This is a genomic window from Oceanobacillus oncorhynchi, from assembly GCF_000821065.1.
Taxonomy (GTDB): domain Bacteria; phylum Bacillota; class Bacilli; order Bacillales; family Amphibacillaceae; genus Oceanobacillus; species Oceanobacillus oncorhynchi.
On the sequence record NZ_CDGG01000001.1, the window covers coordinates 3,335,328 to 3,357,494 of the forward strand.

At 39.7% G+C, this 22,167-nt stretch carries 26 protein-coding genes and 1 pseudogene; 18 read left to right on the top strand and 9 right to left on the bottom strand.

Annotated features, from left to right (window positions below):
- Positions 1–113 precede the first annotated feature (113 nt).
- Together BN997_RS15945 and BN997_RS15950 are read left to right on the top strand one after the other, a co-directional pair.
- The gene (locus BN997_RS15945; RefSeq protein ID WP_374705747.1) at positions 114–716 is read left to right on the top strand and encodes a YczE/YyaS/YitT family protein; all 603 of its coding nucleotides are present in this window, start codon (positions 114–116) and stop codon (positions 714–716) included.
- A gap of 210 nt (positions 717–926) precedes the next feature.
- On the top strand, positions 927–2,285 hold the full coding sequence (locus tag BN997_RS15950; RefSeq protein WP_076611967.1) for an IS1182-like element ISOih1 family transposase: 1,359 nt from the start codon (positions 927–929) through the stop codon (positions 2,283–2,285).
- 135 nt (positions 2,286–2,420) lie between these two features.
- Here BN997_RS15950 and BN997_RS23715 read toward each other — a convergent pair whose 3' ends face one another.
- The 3 genes from BN997_RS23715 to BN997_RS15960 are packed head-to-tail and all read right to left on the bottom strand — an operon-like array spanning position 2,421 to position 4,152.
- Positions 2,421–2,552 (bottom strand): hypothetical protein, encoded by a 132-nt coding sequence (locus BN997_RS23715; protein ID WP_256706186.1) that lies wholly within the window; start codon positions 2,550–2,552, stop codon positions 2,421–2,423.
- Positions 2,553–2,570: 18 nt separating this feature from the next.
- On the bottom strand, positions 2,571–3,695 hold the full coding sequence (locus tag BN997_RS15955; protein ID WP_042533669.1) for an NAD(P)/FAD-dependent oxidoreductase: 1,125 nt from the start codon (positions 3,693–3,695) through the stop codon (positions 2,571–2,573).
- Entirely contained in the window at positions 3,688–4,152 is a 465-nt protein-coding gene (locus BN997_RS15960; protein ID WP_042533670.1) for a DinB family protein, read from the bottom strand. Before BN997_RS15960 ends, BN997_RS15955 begins: the two co-directional genes overlap by 8 nt.
- 178 nt (positions 4,153–4,330) lie before the next feature.
- On the opposite strand from BN997_RS15960, the gene BN997_RS15965 reads away from it, so the two are divergent.
- Both BN997_RS15965 and BN997_RS15970 read left to right on the top strand, forming a co-directional pair.
- Complete coding sequence (locus BN997_RS15965; protein WP_042533671.1) at positions 4,331–5,254, top strand: manganese-dependent inorganic pyrophosphatase; 924 nt, start codon at positions 4,331–4,333, stop codon at positions 5,252–5,254.
- Between the two features lie 145 nt (positions 5,255–5,399).
- Positions 5,400–5,876 (top strand): SRPBCC family protein, encoded by a 477-nt coding sequence (locus BN997_RS15970; protein ID WP_042533672.1) that lies wholly within the window; start codon positions 5,400–5,402, stop codon positions 5,874–5,876.
- 94 nt (positions 5,877–5,970) lie between these two features.
- On the opposite strand, the gene BN997_RS15975 is transcribed toward BN997_RS15970, so the two are convergent.
- Positions 5,971–6,171, bottom strand: coding sequence for a cold-shock protein (locus BN997_RS15975; RefSeq protein ID WP_040982314.1), 201 nt, complete (start codon positions 6,169–6,171; stop codon positions 5,971–5,973).
- A 336-nt stretch (positions 6,172–6,507) separates the two neighbouring features.
- On the opposite strand from BN997_RS15975, the gene BN997_RS23720 reads away from it, so the two are divergent.
- The 3 genes from BN997_RS23720 (at position 6,508) to BN997_RS15990 (ending at position 8,242) form a co-directional block, all read left to right on the top strand.
- A complete protein-coding gene (locus BN997_RS23720) occupies positions 6,508–6,837 on the top strand; it encodes a CotD family spore coat protein (protein WP_052485053.1) in 330 nt (109 codons plus the stop codon).
- A gap of 118 nt (positions 6,838–6,955) precedes the next feature.
- Positions 6,956–7,525, top strand: a complete 570-nt coding sequence (locus BN997_RS15985) for an SLOG family protein (protein ID WP_042533674.1) — start codon at positions 6,956–6,958, stop codon at positions 7,523–7,525.
- Positions 7,526–7,576: 51 nt separating this feature from the next.
- Entirely contained in the window at positions 7,577–8,242 is a 666-nt protein-coding gene (locus BN997_RS15990) for an SIMPL domain-containing protein (RefSeq protein WP_042533676.1), read from the top strand.
- An 80-nt stretch (positions 8,243–8,322) separates the two neighbouring features.
- On the opposite strand, the gene BN997_RS15995 is transcribed toward BN997_RS15990, so the two are convergent.
- Both BN997_RS15995 and BN997_RS16000 read right to left on the bottom strand, forming a co-directional pair.
- Positions 8,323–8,643, bottom strand: a complete 321-nt coding sequence (locus BN997_RS15995) for a DUF5362 family protein (protein WP_042533677.1) — start codon at positions 8,641–8,643, stop codon at positions 8,323–8,325.
- A 46-nt stretch (positions 8,644–8,689) separates the two neighbouring features.
- On the bottom strand, positions 8,690–9,703 hold the full coding sequence (locus tag BN997_RS16000) for a hypothetical protein (protein ID WP_042533679.1): 1,014 nt from the start codon (positions 9,701–9,703) through the stop codon (positions 8,690–8,692).
- A gap of 97 nt (positions 9,704–9,800) precedes the next feature.
- Here BN997_RS16000 and BN997_RS23280 point away from each other — a divergent pair, with 97 nt between their 5' ends.
- The 10 genes and pseudogenes from BN997_RS23280 (at position 9,801) to BN997_RS16040 (ending at position 18,848) form a co-directional block, all read left to right on the top strand.
- Positions 9,801–9,971 carry a hypothetical protein gene (locus BN997_RS23280; RefSeq protein WP_175297055.1) on the top strand — a complete coding sequence of 57 codons (171 nt, stop codon included), beginning with the start codon at positions 9,801–9,803 and terminating at the stop codon, positions 9,969–9,971.
- A gap of 231 nt (positions 9,972–10,202) precedes the next feature.
- Positions 10,203–10,700 (top strand): GNAT family N-acetyltransferase, encoded by a 498-nt coding sequence (locus BN997_RS16005; protein ID WP_042533680.1) that lies wholly within the window; start codon positions 10,203–10,205, stop codon positions 10,698–10,700.
- Between the two features lie 69 nt (positions 10,701–10,769).
- Positions 10,770–11,621 (top strand): MurR/RpiR family transcriptional regulator, encoded by an 852-nt coding sequence (locus tag BN997_RS16010; RefSeq protein ID WP_042533681.1) that lies wholly within the window; start codon positions 10,770–10,772, stop codon positions 11,619–11,621.
- A gap of 115 nt (positions 11,622–11,736) precedes the next feature.
- On the top strand, positions 11,737–12,627 hold the full coding sequence (gene murQ, locus BN997_RS16015) for an N-acetylmuramic acid 6-phosphate etherase (protein WP_042533683.1): 891 nt from the start codon (positions 11,737–11,739) through the stop codon (positions 12,625–12,627).
- A 14-nt stretch (positions 12,628–12,641) separates the two neighbouring features.
- A complete protein-coding gene (locus BN997_RS16020) occupies positions 12,642–14,015 on the top strand; it encodes a PTS transporter subunit EIIC (protein WP_042533685.1) in 1,374 nt (457 codons plus the stop codon).
- A 59-nt stretch (positions 14,016–14,074) separates the two neighbouring features.
- Positions 14,075–15,148, top strand: coding sequence for a DUF871 domain-containing protein (locus tag BN997_RS16025; RefSeq protein WP_042533687.1), 1,074 nt, complete (start codon positions 14,075–14,077; stop codon positions 15,146–15,148).
- A 225-nt stretch (positions 15,149–15,373) separates the two neighbouring features.
- Positions 15,374–15,856: a GNAT family N-acetyltransferase gene (locus tag BN997_RS16030; protein ID WP_042533689.1), complete on the top strand. Its 483-nt coding sequence runs from the start codon at positions 15,374–15,376 to the stop codon at positions 15,854–15,856.
- A gap of 96 nt (positions 15,857–15,952) precedes the next feature.
- Positions 15,953–16,180 (top strand): annotated as a pseudogene (locus tag BN997_RS23570) (CotD family spore coat protein); the annotation flags it as partial.
- Between the two features lie 445 nt (positions 16,181–16,625).
- Positions 16,626–17,171: an NADPH-dependent FMN reductase gene (locus BN997_RS16035; RefSeq protein WP_042533691.1), complete on the top strand. Its 546-nt coding sequence runs from the start codon at positions 16,626–16,628 to the stop codon at positions 17,169–17,171.
- A 282-nt stretch (positions 17,172–17,453) separates the two neighbouring features.
- On the top strand, positions 17,454–18,848 hold the full coding sequence (locus BN997_RS16040; protein ID WP_042533693.1) for a DHA2 family efflux MFS transporter permease subunit: 1,395 nt from the start codon (positions 17,454–17,456) through the stop codon (positions 18,846–18,848).
- A gap of 56 nt (positions 18,849–18,904) precedes the next feature.
- Here the strand turns inward: BN997_RS16040 and pdxK are convergent, their stop codons facing one another.
- The gene (pdxK, locus tag BN997_RS16045) at positions 18,905–19,735 is read right to left on the bottom strand and encodes a pyridoxine/pyridoxal/pyridoxamine kinase (RefSeq protein WP_042533696.1); all 831 of its coding nucleotides are present in this window, start codon (positions 19,733–19,735) and stop codon (positions 18,905–18,907) included.
- Between the two features lie 137 nt (positions 19,736–19,872).
- A complete protein-coding gene (locus tag BN997_RS16050; protein ID WP_042533697.1) occupies positions 19,873–20,910 on the bottom strand; it encodes a C45 family autoproteolytic acyltransferase/hydrolase in 1,038 nt (345 codons plus the stop codon).
- Positions 20,911–21,054: 144 nt separating this feature from the next.
- Here BN997_RS16050 and BN997_RS16055 point away from each other — a divergent pair, with 144 nt between their 5' ends.
- Positions 21,055–21,723: an endonuclease III domain-containing protein gene (locus BN997_RS16055; RefSeq protein WP_042533699.1), complete on the top strand. Its 669-nt coding sequence runs from the start codon at positions 21,055–21,057 to the stop codon at positions 21,721–21,723.
- 48 nt (positions 21,724–21,771) lie between these two features.
- On the opposite strand, the gene BN997_RS16060 is transcribed toward BN997_RS16055, so the two are convergent.
- Complete coding sequence (locus BN997_RS16060) at positions 21,772–22,044, bottom strand: hypothetical protein (RefSeq protein WP_042533701.1); 273 nt, start codon at positions 22,042–22,044, stop codon at positions 21,772–21,774.
- Positions 22,045–22,167 lie beyond the last annotated feature (123 nt).

Consider the following 22,167-nt stretch of genomic DNA (forward strand, 5'->3'; position numbering starts at 1 on the left):
AAAGCGTATACTTATTATAATTATGGATATATCCTCAAGGATTATTTCATCTGGAAAGAAGGGAGCTTATTTTGGTTAAATCATTTCGATGGTTATTTTTTTTGCTGGGAATAATGATTTTCAGCGGCGGTATTTCACTGACCATTAATATGCAGCATTTAGGCATCCACCCGTGGGATGTATTAAATGTCGCGATGTTTGAAAGGGTCGGGTTTACAATTGGAACATGGAATATTATAATTTCCATGATTTTGATTGTTGTCTGTTTTATTTTAGACCGCAGATACATAAAGGCAGGTACTTTTTTTAATGCCGTTCTTGTAGGGTCATTTGTGGATTTCTATCATTGGACAGGAATTCTTCCGGAAGCGACCAATACGTGGGTGGACATTCTATTTATATTAGCTGGTATTTGTATCATGGGGTTTGGCGGAGGACTGTATAATGCGGCAGGTGTCGGATCCGGCCCGCGTGACGGCTTTATGCTTTCGCTTGCAGATAAATTGAAAGCGCCGATTGGCAGAGTCCGGATTATCACGGAATGCAGTGTGCTTGTTATAGGGTGGATTATTGGTGGACCGGTATTTATCTTTACATTTATTTTTACATTCATTCAAAGTCCGATATTTCAAGCTACTTATTTAAAAATGGGGGAGTTTGTTTTAAAGGTAGAATACAACCAAAATAAGAAAAGAAAGGAAACCCATGTTTCCTAAGGATAAAAAAAGAAAGCGGCTTGATACAGAGCAGAGGCAGGGAAATCGTATGTGCGTATTAGAAAAATAGATATACTTGTGTCAAAAAAAGGACCGGCTCAACCGGTCCTCAGGCTGTCGAGAAACCCTCGGCAGTCTATTTTTATGTGGGAAACAGCCCCAATTGACCGTAATTATTTGGTATAATAGAAGTACCAAACAAAGGCGGTGATGAGCTTGTTTCACACGAGAAAACACATGCAAAATGAAATGGAATTTGTTTGTTTAGAAGATTTAGTCCCCCAAGACCATTTACTACGGAAAATAGATAAATACATTGATTTCTCTTTTATTATTGAAAAAGTAAAACCTTATTATTGTGAAGATAATGGTCGTCCCTCTCTAGACCCCCTTATTTTATTCAAAATGATGTTTGTTGGGTATTTTTTTGGCATTCGTTCGGAACGCCAACTTGAAAAGGAAATTCAAACAAATAATGCTTACCGCTGGTTTCTAGGTTTAAAACTGACAGATCCAGTTCCTCACCATTCTACCATCAGTTGGAACCGTCGAACCCGTTTTAAAGATACGGAGATTTTCCAAGAAATTTTTGATGAAATTGTTCTCCAAGCTATGAATCACCGTATGGTTGGAGGAAGAGTTCTTTTTACGGATTCCACTCATTTGAAAGCGAATGCCAATAAACATAAATTTAGTCGGGAAGAAGTCGAAGTGGAAACACGAGACTACGTAGAAGAACTAAACCAAGCCATTCAAGAGGATCGTAAACAGAATGGAAAAAAGGTCCTAAGAGATAGAGAGGAAGTGAAACAAGTCAAAACCATTCGGAAAAGTAAAACAGATCCGGAAAGTGGTTTTATGTCTCGGGACCACAAACAAGAAATGTTCTGTTACTTAGATCATCGAACCACAGATATGAAATATAATATTATTACAGACGCGTACGTCACTCCGGGAAATGTACATGATTCGGTCCCTTATCTGAAACGGTTAGACCGGCAAATCAAACGGTTTGATTTTATCGTGGAAGCAGTGGCTTTAGACTCCGGTTATTTAACGAATCCAATCTGTAAGGGATTAGCTGATCGGAATATATTCGGCGTCATCGCTCACCGTCGCTATCATCCAACGAAAGGGTTATTTCCGAAGTGGAAATTCCGTTATGATGAAGACCGAGATAGTTATACTTGTCCGAATGGAGAAGAATTGCCATATAAAACAACGACACGAGAAGGTTACAGAGAATTTAAATCAGACCCAAAAAAGTGTATATCCTGTCCGCTTTTGAAACAGTGTACCCGCTCGAATAATCATCAGAAAGTAGTCACCCGTCATGTTTGGGAAGAACATAAAGAACACGTGCGATTAAACCGGTTATCCGTTTCCGGAAAAAAGCTATACAAATTTAGAAAAGAAAAAGTAGAGCGAAGTTTTGCAGACTCTAAAGAGCTGCATGGACTTCGCTACTGCAGGTTGAGGGGATTGCAGAATGCGGGAGAGCAAGTATTACTCACCGCAGCCTGCCAGAACATGAAGAAGATTGCCATCTACCTATCCAAGCAAGGGTAGGTAGATGGGAGTTTATTTTCATGATATATCTTATTTTTCTCTTGATTATTTTAACCATATAAAAAAGCTTGCAGAGAAAATACCATACTTTCTCTACAAGCTGAGGACCGGCTCAACCGGTCCTTTTTCCAATATTTATACTAAGTAATCAACTAAAGCTGCAATACTTTCTTGATTCTCATTAAAGTTCTGCAGCCATAACCAGGTAAAGAAGCCTGTCAGGAGAATCAGAAGAAGAATAATAAGAACAACATAAGATCCCTTCAAATGAGCCACCTCTTTTCATTACTGACGCTTTAATGCAGATGATACATCATAATGCTCTAAAATGATATCTGTTTCTTCATGTAAAGCTAATTTTGCAAGCTGCTGTCCAAGATAAGGGCCCATCGTCAGTCCGGATGAACCGAGTCCGTTTGCTAAAAGAATATTGGAATATGCAGGCAGTTCGCCAATAACCGGCAAGAAACCGGGTGTGTACGGGCGAAAGCCGACCCGGGTTTCCAAAATGGTTGCTTCTGCTAACTCTGGTGCAATCTCAAGCCCTTGATCTAAAATTTCATGTACGGCTGCTGCGGTGACGCGATAATCAAAATTAACCTTATCCTCATGAGTTGACCCAATGACGAAGCGGTTGTCATCCTGCGTGAGTAAATATTTTGTTCCAGGAGGCATAACTACCGGCCAATGTGCTGTGTGTAAACATGGAATTTCCAGATGCATAATTTGTGCCCGCTGGAACGAAACATCCAGATGGATGTCCAAAGGGTCTACGGTTTCCTTCATCCAAGCTCCGTTCGCCAAAATGACTTTTTCGGCATCAATGACCTCATTATTATACTCCACACCGGTTACCGTATTACCAGCTGTGTATAATTTGGCATCTCCAGATAGAAGGGAAGCCCCATTTGCTTTGGCAGCATTTCTTAAAGCCTTTACTAATTTTCTTCCATCGACCCGCGCTGCTCCACTGATAAAGACAGCCTGGTAATCCTTTTGCAAAATGGGAAAGCGCTGATATGTTTCTTCGGCATCCAGACGGATAATATCACCGATTTCTGGAGCGTCTTCCCGGCGTTTATACGCTCTTTCTTCCATACCGTCTACTTTTTTGGAGTCTGTATGGAGGCTGAGTGCTCCTACCTGTTTATAACCGGTATCCTTCTCGCCGAGATTTTCTAAATCCGCTATAAGCGATGGATATATCCGGGCGCCATTTTTAGCAAGATGATACCACTTTTTGTTACGGCGCTGGGAAACCCACGGGCAAATAATTCCTGCTGCTGCGTCCGTTGCTTGACCTTCATCGTGCCGGTCAATCAGAATGACCTCTGCACCTTGTTTTGAAAGATAATAGGCGGTGCTGGAACCTAAAATGCCGCCGCCAATAATAATATAAGGTTTACTCATTTTTATCCCTTGAAATAACCTGATACATGCCTTTGATTTTACCCAAAAGCTCTGCTTCGCGGAAGGAAAGCATAATCAGCAAATCGCCCTGAGTCTCAACGCTGCCGAATGGAACTTTAAATTGTACATTCGATTTCCAGAATAAATCATTAAATTCATTAATACGCTGTTGTTGCAGCTCTAATGCTTCTAATAACGTTTCTAAACTGGGCGGTTCTTCCGTCCAATCCTTTGGGCTTGTCCCAGAGCTGAAAAGTTCAGCATAGCCAGCTGGTATATTTTCTGATTTTACAGGGTAGCGGAATAAGAATTTTTCCATGGTTACGAGCGCGTGGCCTAAATGCCAGCGGATCGTTGTATCAAAATAGTCTGCCTGCACATCGATACTATTATCATCCAGCTCGGAAGCAAAGGTGAGCAAAGCAGTACGTGTTAAGTTAAATTGTTTTCTTGTCATTTCATCAATCCTCCAATGATACTAATTATAATCTAATAATGATTATTTTTACAGTATTTTGAGGCGGAATCAATAATATTTCCAGCATTTTTTTACAGAAACAAGATTAGGGCTGGAGCATAGGACATTAAATGTGATAATCTATATATGGAAAGTTTGTCGAGGGAGGAAATCAAAAATGTCAAAAACACTTATTTTCGGACATAAAAATCCAGATACGGATACTATTTGTTCCGCATTAGCTTACGCTGATTTAAAAACAAAATTGGGGGAAGACGTAAGTCCTGCACGCTTAGGTGAAGTAAATGGGGAAACAAAATTTGCTTTAGAGCAATTTGGAGTAGAAGCTCCAGCACTTGTTCAGAAATTAGAAGATGGCGCTGATGTTATTTTAGTAGACCATAATGAATTCCAGCAAAGTGCTGATAACATTGAAAACGCGGTTATCCACGAAGTAATCGATCACCACCGTGTATCCAATTTCCAAACCAAAGAGCCGCTTTATTTCCGTGCCGAGCCAGTGGGATGTACCGCAACTATTTTAAACAAAATGTACAAAGAAAAACAAATTGAATTAGATAAACACATTGCAGGATTATTATTATCCGCTATTATTTCCGATTCTTTATTATTAAAATCACCGACGTGTACAGAAGAAGATGTAAAAGCAGCGCAAGAATTGGCTGAAAAGGCTGGAGTGGACCTGGAAGAATACGGTTTAGAAATGTTAAAAGCCGGTGCAGATATCAGTGATAAAACGGTTAAAGAATTGATTACCATGGATGCTAAGGAATTTGCAATGGGCGATGCAAAGGTAGAAATCGCTCAGGTAAATGCAGTCGATGTCAGTGAGATTTATCAGCTTCATGATGAATTAGTAAGTGAAATCACGGCAACTGTAAATGAAAAAGGATTGGATTTATTCTTGTTTGTTGCAACTGATATTCTAAATAATGATTCCGAAGTATTAGCAGTAGGACCAGAAAAAGCTAATGTTGAAAAAGCATTCCATGCCACTTTAGATGAAAATGATCGTGCTTTATTAAAAGGTGTTGTTTCCCGTAAGAAACAGATTGTGACAGCTTTAATAGAGCAATTTTAAAACGGTATATAAAAAAGTGAAATCCCCTTACCTGATTGGTGAGGGGATTTTGTTGATATCGATTTACTAGTAGAAGGATGTTGAGCAATTGATAAGAAATTTTAAGCGTTTTGATTTGATAAACTGAAAAAGAGGAGGGATTTTGATGAAGGAGGAACCGATAAAAAGAAGGGTAGACACTGCATCAAGAGTGATTATGGCATCCCCACAAACCATTTATCAAGCATTTATAAACCAGGAAGCACTGATTTCATGGCTGCCGCCAAAAGGAATGTCAGGTCATGTGGATGCATTTGACCCTAGGCAGGGAGGAACTTATAGGATAACTCTTACGTACGAAATGGATAGTGCGCATTCTGGTAAAACTACAGATAATACAGACGTAACGCAAGGCAGGTTTTTGGAGCTGGTTCCAAACAAGCGCATCGTTCAATCCGTCAATTTCGATTCCGGAGACTCGTTATTTTCAGGAGAGATGATTCAAAAATGGCTTTTTGAAGACGCTTCAGAAGGCACAAAAGTTACTGTCATTTGCGAGAACGTACCTGAAGGAATACGAAAGGAGGATCATGATATAGGTTTAAAATCCACATTGGAGAATCTTGCTGTCTTTACGGAATAAAAAAAGTAACCATTGTTTTAAATCCTCCCTATAGAAAAATGATAAATAAAAAAAGCTGATCAATGATGATCAGCTTTTTTCGATTATCTGCTTATTAGTTTTTAACAACGTTAGCAGCTTGTGGTCCGCGGTTTCCTTCTTCGATATCGAAAGTAACTGTTTGACCTTCTTCTAAAGTTTTGAAACCTTCGCCTTGGATTGCAGAGAAATGTACGAATACATCGTCTCCACCTTCAACTTCGATGAAACCGAAGCCTTTTTCAGCGTTAAACCATTTTACAGAACCTGTGTTCATTCTTTTACCTCCACGTGCAATTGTTGCACTGTTTATTACTATTTAGTTCAAAGTTAAATTTCAAGACGAAAGATGTATCCCATCCTGTATTTCTACCGAATCTAAATAAGTATCCTTATTATAGCATCTACAATGATAAAAGCCAACCTTTTTAGGAAAAAAGTTTCTAAACCTGCTTATACACAAATTTTTTAACCGATTATTTTTCTGAAATCACTTAAAGAGCGGGCTTTCCGGCTATTATTAAAAATCAAAATAAATCTGGGTATCTGTCTTGCTCGACTTGTACGTTTATCACATATAGTAAAAAGAGAGAACAAAAAGGAGGAAGAAACGATGCAAGGTAAAGAGCGATTTCATCCGCAGCGATCGAATGAAAAGACCATTGTGCATCCGACAAAGCATCAATATGTCCACACGTCATCCGAATCTGTTGTTAATCATATTCATCCTGTCCATACAACGTATGTAAATCACCATAGTATAAAAAAGCAGCATCCGCACCCGTATGGAAAAAATGCCTTTATGGGCAGACCGCAAATTGGACCACGTCCGCCATTCCCTTCTGCGCCGTTCGCTTTACCAGGACAAATGCCTCCTGGACACATGGGAGAAATGAGAAATCACCCAGGCATTCGTCCGCCGAGAAGACCGGGAATGTGGTGAAAATAACAATGGGCAGTGCGGACTGCCTTTTTGTTAAACAGAGACAAGCTTTCAAATCAAGTATTCCTGCGTTAAAATAGGAGATAACTTAAGCTTGTAAAGAAGAAAGGATATTACTGTGAAAATTTTACATGTAACAGGCTATAAGCCGACGGAATTAGGCATCTTCAAAGAAAATGATCCCAGAATTGTTTTTATTAAGGCAGCTTTAGAGAAAAGGCTGCGCACCTTTATAGAAGAAGGATTAGAATGGATTATTATTTCTGGACAGATGGGTATTGAGCTGTGGGCTGCTGCTGTGATAATGGATTTAAAAGAAACCTATGAGGTACAAGTAGGTGTTTTTCCGCCGTTTGAAAATCAGGATGAACGTTGGCCGGACCCGATCAAGGAAAAATATGAAGAATTAATGATGACAGCCGATTTTTTCAAACCGCTGTATAGAGGTGGGTATCAGGGGGCGTACCAATTTCGGGCGAAGGATTTATGGCTGATTGATAAAAGTGATGCTGCTTTACTCCTCGTGGATGAAGAATATCCCGGCAGCGTTCGCTATTTTTATGATGCTGTGAATCGGACGTCCAAGGAGTACCCCGTTTTTACGATTACACCTCAGGACTTAGAGGATGTTGTCGAAGAACTGCAAATGCAGGACCCCGATTACTGGGATTCTCCGGATAATTATTGAATGGTACAGCCCTTATACAACATAGGATGGTATGAGGGAGGGATGTTCGCAATGTATTATACTTATGGACCGCCTAATTATGGGCATAGAATGTATGAGCGACAAAATAATCAGCAGGGGACCATCACGGTCACTGGCGTGGGCACGGTTATAGTTTCGCCGAGTATTGCCCGTATTCAATTGGTTGTTTCCACCGTCAGCAGCTCTTTAGAGGAAGCGCAGAAAGAAAATACAGGACGAATGAATCAGGCTCTGGATACCTTGCAGCAAATTGGTGTTCCTAGAGAGCAGATTCAAACTACCAGCTTTTCTGCAAGACCGATGTATAGCTATCAGGATGGCAATCAGATATTACAGGGCTACGAGGTTCGAAATGAAATCACTGTAGTTACGGATGATATGGACCGAATTGGAGAAATCATTGATCGTGTCACCGAAAATGGCGTAAATGAAGTTGTTTCGATTGAGTTTTCGGTAAATGATCCGGAGAACTTTTATATGGAAGCATTAAGCTTTGCACTTACAGATGCAAAGAAGAAGGCAGAAAGCTTAGCTGAACAGCTTGGCGCTAATTTAAACACGGTTCCATTAAAGATTAACGAACAGACTGCTTCGCCAGGGGTTGGACCTGCGCAGGTATTCAAGATGGTGTCTACGCCAATTGAACCGGGAAATCAATCGATAGAAGCACGCCTGGAAGTAGTGTATCAGCTTTAAGAAAGGAAATATAAAAAAATACAAATCAAGCATGTTGAAAGTACTTGATTTGTATTTTTTTATTGTAAGCGTGGCATTCCCTATATACAAATAGAGATAATGTATAAAATGATTGCCGCTATAAACAGCAGTCCGTTAATCATTAAAAATAAGCCATAGTATTTTAACATTTCTTCCAAAGCCTGCTTGCTTTTTCTGTCCGACCTCAAAAGACGGCCTGCTTCCATTCCGCTTTTATACAAATAAACACCCAGCAAAATAGATGCGAGCCCGGGAACAGGCCCGATAATGGACGGGAAATTCTGAATGATGATGAAAATTCCGTACAGAATGATGATAATACCGAGAAATTTGCTTAAAATATGAATCCATTTAAAGTATTTTGGGTGCAAGTATTCCAAAAAAATGCTCCTTTCCGAAAGTGATGTTTTTTATTTAACATCTTTTCTAAAGCTCCAAATCGCTTAAGTATCCTTCCCCTGTGTGAATATATTGGTATATCTCGTATAAATCCTTATCCAATTTGTTATCTTTAACGGTTTCCTCCATATTCTCTGACATGTAGTCCGTCGCTTTGAACCATTCCTCATTCTCGAGTGCTCCTTCCGGATAGGGAATGTCAGGGGAGATAGCGTGAACTTCCTCGAGCCTTTCTATCATTTGATACGTACGCCAACTTGGATATAATTTGATATCCCGCCAGTTCTCTTTCTCTCTTAATAGATTTTGTTCCTTTATATCTCCATCAATAATAATGGCATATAAATGCCAAAAATCAGATGCTTCTGCGTTTTTATCAAGATCTGGCTCCCATTCTTCAAGATCTTTTTCTTCCAGAATGTCGGGAATATTGTGGAATGCAGCATTCAGCGGATTTTCCAATCCAGAAAAGGCCCTGTCGATAAAATCCTCTTTGATGGCAGAAGCATATAATTCTTCCAATGATCCAATAACGGCTTCTTCGTCTAACCGCTGTAAAACATCACCGGAATATGTAAGAGGATCAAAGCGAAAAACATTTGCTTGACGCCCGTCATCCAATACGATATTGAGTGCATAATCATTAAAAGAACGTCCTTTGTAGTTTATTTCCTCTATTGTCAGGGATTCCTCTTTTTCCGATATCATGAAAGCATAAAAATATTCCAGCATTGAAAAATATAATTTGTCATAGCTGTCATTATACGATTCTTCCTCATTTATACAGGTGGAGTAGACGGCGGTTGCGAGTTCTTCTTCTAAGTTCTCCTTAGAAACCAATACATCCTCATTAAGCTTTTCCTTTAAAGGTTCATACGTATCCCTTTCAAAAAGAGAAACTCTTTCCTCCAGCGCTTCTTCTGTACCTGCTTCCATAGAGCTGCAATTTACTTCCACGTCAAATGAACTTTCTTCTAGGTTGTCTGTTCCACAAGCTGAGAGGATAATGGTCAAAATCAGGATAAATGATAATTTTTTCATATTAATTCCCTCTCTCCTATGTAATAAAAATAAAAAAGATAAGATAAAACAAAATAATTAAGCTGGCCAATATGCTAGTCAGCAGCAGGAACCAAAGATGATTTTTGAAAAATTTTCTAATACATATATTCTTGATGCATCTTTTTTGAGTTCTCCCGCAAACTTTCCCGTTTTAAATAAAAAGCTTCCTAATATCATCAGGATAAGCCCCGGAACAGGAGCAATAAGAGCAGAAGAAAAACCGGTGAAAAATAGAAGCAATCCATAGATAAATAAAATAATTCCGACAAATATTCCCCAAATCTGGATGCGTGTCAGATATTTTTTGTTTAGCGTTTCGATACCTATCCCTCCTTATTTTTTGACACACCTCTGAATTATTAGTAGATAATGAAACATATTACCATAATTTTGTTTTAAAATGGAAGAGCAGTACTATCATTAAATGAAGTTTCGCTTTATAATAAAAACATCATTTTGTTCAAAGGGAGTGAGCTGTATGAATTACCATGTAAGATTGGCAGAAGAGACAGATATTGGTGCTGTTCAGCGTATTGTTTGCCAAAGCTGGCATGATACATATGAAGGCATTATACCCAGAAGCATTCAGGATGCATTTTTAAATAAATCATATAGTAATCAAACCATGCTTCAACGTATCGAACTTTCCAGTCTATATGTTGTGGAGTCGGATAAACGAATAGAAGGGTTTGCGAATTTTAGCCGGGTATCAGAAAAAGGAATCAGTACGCTTTATGCTATTTACTTGTATCCGGATACACAAGGGAACGGAATGGGAACAGCGTTATTAGAATATGGGATAGAGGATTTGAAACCTGCGTTTATTCAGCTAAATGTAGAAAAGGAAAATGCAAAAGGGATGGCGTTTTATAAAGCAAGAGGTTTCAAGATTATTTCTGAATTCACCGAAGACCTCAGCGGGCACACGTTACATACCTGTACAATGGAATTAGAAGTAAATCGTTCCTCTAATTAATCATTAGAACACGCTTCTGATTTTTGCTATACTAAGGAACATAACCGAATTGGAATAGGAGAAGTTGACATGGCGACAACACTACTAACTAGAATCAACGAACGGCTCCATCAATTTTCTAAAACTGAGAAAAAGATTTCGAAGTATATTTTACATCATGCAGAGCTTATTCCAAATATGACGACGAAAGAATTAGCGAATAAGGCGGATGTGAGCGAAGCAAGTGTTATTCGTTTTGCAAAGACAATCGGAATTGGAAGTTTTAAAACCTTTAAAATTTCCTTGGCACAGGAGTTAGCGGTAACAGATGATTATATCACTGACTTTTCTATTTTACAGAAAAAAGATTCTCCCTATGAATTGTTTCAAAAAGTCGTTCATGTGAATAAAAATGCGATCGAGCTGACGATGGAATCTTTAGAAAAAAAAGAGCTGGATGATGCAGTCAACGTGCTAAAAAATGCTCGTAAGATTATATTTTATGGTGTAGGCGGCTCATCGATTGCTGCGCTCGATGCGGTATATAAATTTACGAAACTCGGATATGAAGTGGAGTTTAATGCAGATTTTCACTACATGCTGTCAAAGGTGCCTCATTTTAACAGCCAGGATGTATTTGTAGCCATCAGTATGTCTGGAAAGACGAAGGATGTTTTAGATTTAGCACGATTGGCTCAAGAAAAAGGAGCTAAGGTTATTGCAATAACGAACATGAATAAGTCCCCGCTATATAAAGAAGCAGATATTCGATTAGCGACACCGAATGTAGAGCAGGATTTCCGGATTGGAAGTATTACTTCAAGAATGACCCAGCTGACGATGGTAGACAGCTTGTATATCAGTATTTTTAATATCATCGGTGAAAATGTGCTGGATGAATATCAAGAAGCTAGAGATTATGTTGTGAAATTAAGAAGATAGCTTCTTTTTTTATCATAAAATGAAATTTAATTTCATAAAATATATAAAACTTATTGACTTTTAATTTCAAAAACATTTAAAATAGAGTTATAAGCGAATAGAGGAGAGTGATGATATGCTCGATAAGTTAACAACAGAAATGCGAAATCAGCATTCGATGCATTTAGATGAGATGTCGACAATGGAAATTTTAGAGACAATGAATAAAGAAGATGAGCAGGTTTTAACAGCAATCAAGGAGCAGCTGCCGCAAATTGAGAAAGCTTCAAAATATGCGATTGAATCGTTTAAGAAAAATGGAAGACTGATTTATGTCGGAGCTGGTACAAGCGGCAGGTTAGGCGTTTTAGACGCAGTGGAATGTGTTCCTACATTTGGTACGCCGTCAGAGATGGTTCAGGGAGTTATTGCGGGTGGTATGAAAGCGCTTTACGAAGCCGCAGAAGGTGCGGAGGATAATCCGGAGCTCGGCGCTGCTGACCTTAAAAACATTCAGCTCTCAGAAAACGATACAGTAATTGGAATAGCTGCGAGCGGACGTACACCGTATGTTATCGGCGCTTTGCAATATGCTGATTCGAAAAAAGCGAATACAGTCAGCGTATCCTGTAATAAAGATGCTGTCATGAGCCAGTATGCTTCTGTAGCAATTGAACTGAAAACAGACGCAGAGGTGCTGACTGGTTCTACAAGATTAAAGGCCGGGACTGCTCAGAAAATGACTTTAAATATGATTTCGACTGCAGCAATGGTAGGCATTGGCAAGGTTTATCAAAACTTTATGGTGGATTTAAAGCCGACGAATGAAAAATTATTGGAAAGGTCTAAACGAAACATAATGGAAATCACTGGAGCCGACTATGATACAGCAGCCTCCTATTTTGAAAAGGCAAACAACCAGGTGAAGGTTGCGATTGTGATGATACTGCTGGAATGCTCCTATGATGATGCGGTGAATAGATTGAATAATTCGGATGGATTTGTTCGACATGCGCTGACAAAATAAAGGGAGGGTTTACCATGAAGAAAGAACAGAGAATGGCCGCGGAAATTTTAGAACAGGCAGGCGGTAAAGGTAATCTCCAGCGGATTGCTCACTGTATGACACGGCTGCGCTTATCTTTAAAGGATGATTCGAAAGCTGATTTGGCAGGGTTAAAACAGATTGATGGCGTAATGGGCGTGGTTGAAGATGAGACACTGCAAATCGTAATCGGGCCTGGTACTGTCAATAAGGTTGCTGCAGAAATGAGCCAGCTGACTGGATTTGGCATCGGGGAAGACGCAAATGCGGATGATTTAACGTTTGAAGAAAAAGCAGCACTGGATAAACAAAATATGAAAGCAAAGAACCGGACCCCCTTTAAAAACTTTTTACGTAAGCTTGGAAATATTTTTATACCTTTAATTCCGGGCCTTGTAGCATCAGGAGTTATTAATGGCGGAGCGAACTTTGCAGTCAACGCAGGGGTGGATCCAGAGCAAAACTGGATGCAGATATTGCTCTTGTTTGGCGGTGTTATCTTTGCTTCCTTAGGAATCTTAGTAGGCTGGAATACTTCAAAGGAATTTGGCGGAACTCCGGTATTAGGTGCTATAGCAGGAATGATTTTATTTAGCCCGCAGCTTGAAAATATTGCGATTTTTGGAGAGGAATTAACTCCCGGCAGAGGCGGTTTGTTTGGTGTTATCTTTGCCGCCTGGCTGATGACGGTTGTTGAGAAAAATGTGCGTAAAGTGATGTGGAATGCAGTTGATATTATTTTTACTCCTTTAATTACCGTGCTGGTTGTTGGATTTGTATCCTTATTTGCCATTATGCCGGCAGCAGGTTTATTATCCGATGGAATCACTAAAGGGTTGATTGCCTTGATTGAGACGGGCGGCGTTCTAGCAGGGGCCGTTCTGGCAGGGTTCTTCCTGCCATTGGTTACGGTTGGCCTGCATCACGGTTTGACACCGATTCACTTAGAGTTGATTAATGCGTTTAATGAAACGGCACTGTTGACCATTTTAGCGATGGGCGGCGCCGGGCAGGTTGGCGCAGCGATTGCGATTTATGTAAAAACCAAAAATAAGCATTTAAAAAATATTATCAAAGGAGCTGCTCCGGTTGGCTTCTTAGGGATTGGTGAGCCGTTAATGTACGGGGTGACCCTGCCGCTTGGAAGACCGTTCTTAACCGCTTGTTTAGGAGCATCCATCGGCGGAGCGTTCCAGGCAGTGATGAATACAGCAGCTGCAGGAATTGGCGTTTCAGGCTTATCATTGATACCATTAATAACAAATGGGCAGTATATAAGCTATTTTCTAGGACTTGTTATTTCGTATGTATTTGGTTTCTTATTTACGTATGCGTTCGGCTTTAAGGATAGTATGGCAGATGGAATTTAACAATTAACAGGAGGCTGCGGCCTCCTGTTTCTTCTTATATAATAGATGGAGGGATAGTTATGTTAGGAATTTCTATTTATTTAGGGAATACACCAATAGAACAACAGATTCCCTATATTCGAAAAATGAAGGAAAGTGGATTTCATTCCATTTTCACCTCTTTGCATATTCCGGAGGATGATCAGACAATATACAAAGAGCAGCTTCAGGCGCTTGGTAAAGCAGCGATTGAATTAGATATGGAACTCATGGCGGATATTTCACCAAATTCGTTGCAGGCATTAGGCTTTAACTGGGAGAATGCAGATCAATTACTAAACTGGGGACTCTCCGGTCTAAGGATTGACTACGGTATTGATGACCAGACAATCATTGATTTATCACATAAAATGCGGATTGCATTAAATGCCAGTACCATTGACGTGGACGCGTTAAATCATTTGAGGGCGAAAGGTCTCCATATGGAATCAGTAGAAGCATGGCATAATTATTATCCGCGTCCGGAAACCGGGTTAGGGTCCGTAGATTTTATTCAAAAAAATAGGGCATTAAAAGAAGCTGGTTTAACCGTAATGGCTTTTATACCGGGAGATAAGCAATCACGGGGCCCGCTATACGAAAAATTGCCAACCTTGGAACAGCACCGCGGGTATTCCCCATTTGCTGCATATCTGGAATTAGAAAAATTTGGTGAAGCTGATAAAATCGTTGTTGGTGATGTTGAAATAGGAGAGGATTCTTTGGAACAATTTCAGGCCTATATCGAGAAGGATGAAATACTAATCCGGGCTGTTTCTGATAAACGAGCAGACTCTGAAATAATCCGTAAAGCAGCGGCTGCAATGACCAACCGGGCGGATTATGCAAGAGATTGTATCCGTGCCGTTGAATCGAGAAGCTATGCGCAATTTGGAGAATCAGGTGTTCAGGCTCAAAATAATGCGGAGCGTCCTGTAGGTTCTGTAACGATAGATAATGAAAAATATTTGCGTTACCAGGGTGAAATTCAAATCACCTTAGCCGATTTACCGGCGGATGAAAGGGTAAATGTGCTGGGGCAGGTAATTGAAAATGATTTACCGCTGCTTCCATGGATTAAGGGGAATCAGAGATTTCGGATTGAATGGCTGTAACGGACTAAATCCTGCAGGGATATCCATTAACTAATGATGAGCTTTTTCATTTTATACAGAGAGGGGAGAGCTGCGGCCTTTCATTTTCCTAGCCATATTATTTCTATAACAGATTAGGAGTGCATCTTATTTTATTTGATAATCAGATGATATGAGATATTTATTCACCTCGAATGAAAAATGTGAAATAATATAGGAAGGTTACAGGAAAAGTGGGGATGCTTAGTGGATATACATATTGTTCGGATGACACAAAAGTATGCAGTGGAGGCACTTTGCTGGAAGTACGAAAAACCGTATGACTTTTATAATAATGTGTTAACGACTAGTGCGATTGTAGAATTGCTTGGCGGCGGCTATTACGCAATGGTAGATTCATCTCACAGGTTAATTGGTTTCTTTTGCACTGGCCGTTCAGCCAAGGTTCCTGCCGGAGATAGAAATGCAGCTTATATAGAAGATTGTGTTGATTTAGGTTTGGGAATGAATCCACAGTTGACTGGAAAAGGAAACGGAGATTCATTTTTAAAAAGAATTCTTCATTTTATTGAGCAGGAGCATAGAGGCAAGGCGATTCGGCTTACCGTTGCGTCTTTCAATAAACGAGCAATCCAATTATATGAGAAAAATCACTTTATTAAAGAACATCAATTTCGATATAAAGGAATAGAGTTTATAACGATGAAACGTAACAATCCAGCAATATAGACAAAACGTACATTTATCGGATTAATAGTTATTTGCGTAGGACAAAACCGCCTTCTTTCATAAGATGTATTATGCATTGGAAAGGAGGGAGTCCGAATGAGCCGAGATAAATGTCAATGTAGCCGTTGTCGCAATTCGAACCGGGATGAGGATGTACGTGTTCATCCAACAAGGCATGAGGTTCGTACTACTAATAGCGTGAAAACTGTAAAAAACATTCATCCGACAGAAATTAAAAATGTGCATCGCACAATTGTCCGCAATGAAAATTATTATCCAGTCAGAGAATCCAATGTGAACGAAACGGTTGTTGAAAATTATGATTGTGGCAGCGACGTAAACGATTCAAGTAACTGCCGCAGAGTAGGTGGTTCAAATAATGGCGGGGGTGGAAATCACCATCATTCCGACCATTGCGGCAAACGTTCTGAGAACCGCTGCGAAAGAAAACGTTCCTGCGGTTGCGGCAGAAACCGTAATTGGTTCTTCTAAAAATTGAAATATTATTAGCTGGAGAGCCTGCGCTTCTCCTGGTTATCATGATGTCGTAAAATAACTCTTATTAAGAAAGCTTTTTCAATGGGAAGAAGATAACCCGTGAAAGGCTTCTTAATAAGAGTATTTTTTGTGTTTTAGAAAGGCGTTTTTCTTGAGCAGATATCTTGAGGTAGATAAATGATTATGGTAATAATATTAATTGTGTTTAAAAAACGACAAGCATTTGTGATAAACATAACATTTTAAACGAAGAAATATTGGAGGTATACGAATGAAAATTGCAGCAATGATTGGAAGCAACCGCGCAGAATCTTACAACAAACAACTTGTTGAATATATGAAGGACCGTTATCAGGAAAAAATAGAAATTGATATTTTGCCGATAGAAAAATTACCTTTCTATAATCAGGATGAGGAATTAAATCCGCCAGAAATTGTAAAAGAAATTCGTCAGCGTATCAAAGATAGTGACGCTATTTTATTTGCTACACCTGAATACAATGGGTCTATTTCGGGTATGTTAAAAAATGCAATTGACTGGTTCTCCCGTGTTGATTTAGTTATGGTAAATAAACCTGGAATGGTAGTAGGAGCTTCAATGGGAGCCCTTGGTACAGTAAAAGCTCAACTACAGCTTCGTCAAATTTTAAATTCTCGCGGAGTCGGGGTATTGACTCTGCCAGGAAATGAAGTATTAATTGGTTCCGTTCAGAACAAAATGAACGAGCAAGGAAATCTGACGGATGAACAAACCATTGATTTTCTTGATTCCGTTGTTCATAACTTTATCGAGTGGTGCGATACGTTAAAGAATTAATTTTATTGCGGTCCCGTGAAACTGCGGGTCGGCCTTTGTTCTTTTTAAATTTCAGCAGGGGTAACTCCCGCTGAATAAAGCTTCAGTTTATGCCGGTGATTTTACAGTCACCGGTTTTGTCTTTTTTCACACTGAAACCATTCAATTGGAGAACCGAAAGCTCCGGCTGAATAAAGTTTCGTTTTATAGTGAAGCAAAATTGGGAAAGAAATAACTATATGAAAAATAATGACTCACCGATAGCTAAATAAAAATATATTTTTAATGAAAGAAGGGTCGTAAATGGATGAGAGTCATGAATCATCAATAGATACAAAAAATATTAGCCGGGCGCCCATTCTGATTGTTTTATTATCCGGAGCCTTTGTAGCTATTCTGAATCAGACGTTACTAGGAACGGCATTGCCTCATATGATGGCGGATTTAGATATTGATGCAAATACAGTACAATGGCTGCAATCTGCTTTTATGCTCGTGAATGGGATTATGATCCCGATTACAGCCTTTTTAATTGGGACGTTTACGACGCGAAGTTTATTTCTAACCGCGATGTCCTTGTTTACAATAGGTACACTGGTTTGTGGCGTTGCACCAGAGTTTTTCTCACTACTATTGGGGCGTGTTCTGCAGGCAGCGGGTGCCGGAATTATGATGCCGCTGATGCAGACCATTTTGATTTTAATTTATCCAAAGGAAAAACGGGGCAGTGCAATGGGAATGTTCGGTTTAGTTATTTCCTTCGCACCCGCCATCGGACCGACGCTATCTGGGTATATTGTAGAGCATTTTCCTTGGAGAACATTATTCTTCATGGTTCTGCCAATTGCTATTTTAAACATAATTATCGCTTACTTTTTACTTAAAAATGTGACGAAACGAACCTTTCCTGAATTAGATAAGTTATCCATTTTATTATCTACACTTGGTTTCGGCGGTATTCTATACGGATTCAGCACCGCTGGAAATGCAGGCTGGTTAAGCTATCAGGTTATCGGTTCCTTAGTCATCGGCGGAGTTATGCTGGCATGGTTTATTACCAGACAAATGCATTTGAAAACACCTATTTTAGAATTTCGGGTATTTAAATATCGGATATTTACAATTACTACGGTATTAGGTATGGTTACGTTTATGACAATGATCGGAGCTGCTGTCATTTTGCCGCTTTATATGCAGCAAATGTTAGGATTTAGCGCCTTTCATTCAGGACTGGCTCTGCTGGCAGGTGCTGTTATACAAGGGTTAATGAACCCGATTACCGGAAGGCTTTTTGACCGATACGGTGCCAGGTATTTGGCAATGATTGGTTTAGTGCTGATTGTCGGTACGACCTTTATGTTAAGCACGTTAACGACAGAAACAAGCTTTATATTTATCGCAACGATTCATGCCTTGAGAATGCTGGGGGTGGCTATGGCGATGATGCCTGTTACAACAGCAGGTCTCAATGTATTGCCCGAAAAGTATATTTCGCATGGCACAGCAGTGAACAATACTTTAAGACAGGTTTCCGGAGCAATCGGTACAGCATTGCCAATTACCATTATGTCTACAGCATCTATCCCTGAACAGGGAATCCAAGGGATGGTTCATGGTGTCAATGTTTCTTTCCTTGTCACTGGAATAATTTCTATCATTGCGCTGGTATTGACATTCTTTATCCATGATCGGGATTAACTATTTAATATAATGAAAAAGACCTTAGAACACCGGATGTTCTAAGGTCTTTTTCATTATACGCTGAATACTTCTACTTTTTTGCTGTCTGTTTTGTTGTAAGCTCCGTGCATCACAGGACCAACATACTCGTTTAGCTTCCAGCCGTTAGCAATAGCAGCTGCAACGAAGGTTTTTGCTGCTTTTACGGCATCGTGCACGTTTTCACCGTGAGCTAAGTTTGCAGTGATTGCCGCAGCGAAAGTACATCCTGCTCCATGGTTATAGCTTGTTTCTATTTTTTCGCTTTCTAATAAGTCAAAGTCTATTCCGTCATAGAACAGGTCAACAGCTTTATCGTGGTCAAGCTGTTTTCCGCCTTTAACGACAACATTTTTTGCACCTAAGGCGTGAATTTTTTTAGCAGCTTCCTTCATTTGCTCTATGGTCTTAATTGGAGCCATTTGAGCTAATTGCGCTGCTTCAAACAAATTAGGCGTTACAACCAGAGAACGAGGCAATAATTCTTCACGCATCGCGTCTGTGTTTTCCGGCTGAAGCACTTCATCTTCCCCTTTACATACCATGACAGGGTCAAGAACATACTTCTCAATATTGTATTCATCAATTTTTTTTGCGCCTAAATTAATAATATCTACAGATCCCAGCATTCCGGATTTCATTGCATCTACGCCGACAGAAAGGATCGTGTTCAATTGTTTTTCAACGACTTCCGCATCAATCGGTGTAACGTCATGTCCCCAGCCTTCTGGATTCATTGTCACAATGGAAGTCAGAGCGGTCATGCCATATACATTATGCTCCTGAAAGGTTTTTAAATCTGCAGCAATCCCGGCTCCGCCGCTAGAGTCAGAACCAGCAAGGGTTAATGCTTTTTTCATAGTCATTGGTTTTCCTCCTTAAAGTCAGTTATACTCATAAATTAAATGATGCTGACTCTCTAAAAATTACTTTTCCTTTGTTGCTAGGATAATCCTTTCTAACTCAATTGTAAAGCCATCGAAATGCGACAGGCAAGATGCCGCTATACGTTAATAAACGAATCGGTTGCATTAATCTGTCCCTTTATCTTCGTTGCATGTAATTTTTCTCCCTGCAGCCATTTTTGAAAAGAGAAAATAAATGGCTGACGATTGCCTCCCAACGCAAACCAAGCAGCTTGTTCTTTTGGCAAGTACAGTGCTGTATGCAGTGTCCCTGCCCATGCACCGTATTTTTCAGAAAAGATTCCTTGTTCGATATCATTTAACATACGAAACGCTTCATAAGGTGTATGAATATCCCTCTGCTTTGTTAGGATTCTCTCCAGCCGTTCCATTGATTCATCTGAACGGTACCGGTTCTCTTCTGTTAATGCATTGAAATGGTTTGTACAGCTGCTATCTTCCCGGACAAAGAAAGAGCGGGGGGAAACCTCCACAACGAGTGATTTTCCAGTTGTATCTAATAATACATAGTTGAAGGTATTCCGGTGCGGGATCTCACGCAGTAATTGAACGGCTTCTTCCACAGTGGCACAGTTTTCTAAAAGTAGTCTGCCGATCATATTGCAGACAAAGCCATCGCCGGATTTTTTACGGTTGACGAAATTATAGCCCATCGTCAGCCCTTTTTCATTGATTCCGTCCGTACGCCCGGTGATTTGCATGGAAGGACCGGCACTGGCATATCCGGAATCAGAGGGGGCGAATAAAACATAACGGCCTTCATAGGAATGGGGGGCATTATCATAATTTCGTACCAGGTAATCCTGCTTGGTATTAATGGAACAGCCGCTGCGGCCGTATTCATAATAGTAACCGCCGAATTCGCGAATGGCATCATTCCAGGGGATGCCTAATCCATCACTTAATCCTTTTATTTCTTCCCAAATAGCCGGAGAAAATGCTTTGAATACTGCTTTTACTTCTTCTTCATCAACAAGGAAGTTTCTCCAGCGTTTGCTGAGCAGTGCTTTCCGATGGTTGATTATGGGTGAATTCTTTAGTTTTTCCGCCTGAAAAAGTCCGAATTGATAATGGCCTCCACGGAATTGTATAATATCAGCATGAACAGATTTCATTGTTGCTCTCCATTTCTTTCGTAAATGTATTGCTAGTGTATCTTGTTTAGAGTGATTAGAAAAGAAATCAGCTTTATCATGGAGAATCGTTCGTAAAACTCCTGCTAAGTGAACTTTCGTTTAATGGAAAAAGAGGAGATTCAGATGACAGAAAAGATAAGCTATACGGAATTATATCAAAAATTATTTCATTACTATGGCCCTCAAGGGTGGTGGCCAGCAGCTTCTGATTTTCAAATGCTGATCAGCGCTATTTTGGTTCAGCGGACAAATTGGAAAAATGTCGAGTTGGCTCTGGCGAACCTGGGGAAAGATGCAGCTGCTGAGCGTTTAATACAAATGGAAGAAGCAGTGCTTGCCGAAAAAATACGCCCAAGCGGCTTCTATCGAATGAAAGCGAAGAAAATTAAGGCCTGGCTGCATTGGTTTCAAAAATATGACTTTCAGGTAGAGAGGATTCAAAGCGTTGATCAAGCTGTTCTCCGTAAAGAACTGCTGGCAATCCATGGAATCGGAGAGGAAACTGCGGATGCGATGATGCTGTATGCTTTTGATAAAGCCGGTTTTATTGCGGATAACTATGCGATGCGGTTGTTTCATCGAATCGGCTATCAGCTTCCCAAAACCTATCATGCGCTTAAAATTGAAGTGGAAAATTTCTTTCCGCATGACTTAAAAATGCATCAGGAATTTCACGCATTAATTGTGGAGCATGGAAAACAATATTGTAAGAAGACGCCGTTATGTGAAAACTGTCCGCTTCTTTCGTTTTGCTGGACGGGGGAGAAAAAAGAACGGAATCTGTTAAGTTAAGAAGAATAAACTTTTAAAAAGGTGAATCAGGGACAGGAAATGAATTATCTACTGCCCTTGATTCTCTAATCGATCTATTTTTTTCTGTAAAAGGTCAAGCTGCTGCTGCATTTCTAACAGCTGGCGGCTCGTAACAGGTGAATTTTCTTCAAAAGCTGCTTCTTCCTCTTCTACATCTTCATTGTATAGAATCGTTGATCCGACGAGGGACATAATACTTCCTAATGTAGTAACCACTCCGCCATAATAAAGTAATTTATCACCAAGGCTTTTCTCGCTCACATTAAAATTTGTTGGGGTGTTAAGGAAAAAATTAGACATGATAGGACACTCCTGTAAATCTTTTTATTATTGTCTTATATTCATGGAATAGTTATATATAGGTTAATATATGTGTTTCCTAAAAAAACTCTACAAATAGCGGATGTTCATAAAATATTCATT

Excerpts from the sequence above, each read along its gene's own strand:
- BN997_RS15945 (WP_374705747.1), top strand. The coding sequence starts at position 114 with ATGATTTTCAGCGGCGGTATTTCACTGACCATTAATATGCAGCATTTA.
- BN997_RS15950 (WP_076611967.1), top strand. The coding sequence starts at position 927 with ATGAGCTTGTTTCACACGAGAAAACACATGCAAAATGAAATGGAATTT.
- BN997_RS15955 (WP_042533669.1), bottom strand. The coding sequence starts at position 3,695 with ATGAGTAAACCTTATATTATTATTGGCGGCGGCATTTTAGGTTCCAGC.
- BN997_RS15960 (WP_042533670.1), bottom strand. The coding sequence starts at position 4,152 with ATGACAAGAAAACAATTTAACTTAACACGTACTGCTTTGCTCACCTTT.
- BN997_RS15965 (WP_042533671.1), top strand. The coding sequence starts at position 4,331 with ATGTCAAAAACACTTATTTTCGGACATAAAAATCCAGATACGGATACT.
- BN997_RS15970 (WP_042533672.1), top strand. The coding sequence starts at position 5,400 with ATGAAGGAGGAACCGATAAAAAGAAGGGTAGACACTGCATCAAGAGTG.
- BN997_RS15975 (WP_040982314.1), bottom strand. The coding sequence starts at position 6,171 with ATGAACACAGGTTCTGTAAAATGGTTTAACGCTGAAAAAGGCTTCGGT.
- BN997_RS23720 (WP_052485053.1), top strand. The coding sequence starts at position 6,508 with ATGCAAGGTAAAGAGCGATTTCATCCGCAGCGATCGAATGAAAAGACC.
- BN997_RS15990 (WP_042533676.1), top strand. The coding sequence starts at position 7,577 with ATGTATTATACTTATGGACCGCCTAATTATGGGCATAGAATGTATGAG.
- BN997_RS16000 (WP_042533679.1), bottom strand. The coding sequence starts at position 9,703 with ATGAAAAAATTATCATTTATCCTGATTTTGACCATTATCCTCTCAGCT.
- BN997_RS23280 (WP_175297055.1), top strand. The coding sequence starts at position 9,801 with ATGATTTTTGAAAAATTTTCTAATACATATATTCTTGATGCATCTTTT.
- BN997_RS16005 (WP_042533680.1), top strand. The coding sequence starts at position 10,203 with ATGAATTACCATGTAAGATTGGCAGAAGAGACAGATATTGGTGCTGTT.
- BN997_RS16010 (WP_042533681.1), top strand. The coding sequence starts at position 10,770 with ATGGCGACAACACTACTAACTAGAATCAACGAACGGCTCCATCAATTT.
- murQ (WP_042533683.1), top strand. The coding sequence starts at position 11,737 with ATGCTCGATAAGTTAACAACAGAAATGCGAAATCAGCATTCGATGCAT.
- BN997_RS16020 (WP_042533685.1), top strand. The coding sequence starts at position 12,642 with ATGAAGAAAGAACAGAGAATGGCCGCGGAAATTTTAGAACAGGCAGGC.
- BN997_RS16025 (WP_042533687.1), top strand. The coding sequence starts at position 14,075 with ATGTTAGGAATTTCTATTTATTTAGGGAATACACCAATAGAACAACAG.
- BN997_RS16035 (WP_042533691.1), top strand. The coding sequence starts at position 16,626 with ATGAAAATTGCAGCAATGATTGGAAGCAACCGCGCAGAATCTTACAAC.
- BN997_RS16040 (WP_042533693.1), top strand. The coding sequence starts at position 17,454 with ATGGATGAGAGTCATGAATCATCAATAGATACAAAAAATATTAGCCGG.
- pdxK (WP_042533696.1), bottom strand. The coding sequence starts at position 19,735 with ATGACTATGAAAAAAGCATTAACCCTTGCTGGTTCTGACTCTAGCGGC.
- BN997_RS16050 (WP_042533697.1), bottom strand. The coding sequence starts at position 20,910 with ATGAAATCTGTTCATGCTGATATTATACAATTCCGTGGAGGCCATTAT.
- BN997_RS16055 (WP_042533699.1), top strand. The coding sequence starts at position 21,055 with ATGACAGAAAAGATAAGCTATACGGAATTATATCAAAAATTATTTCAT.
- BN997_RS16060 (WP_042533701.1), bottom strand. The coding sequence starts at position 22,044 with ATGTCTAATTTTTTCCTTAACACCCCAACAAATTTTAATGTGAGCGAG.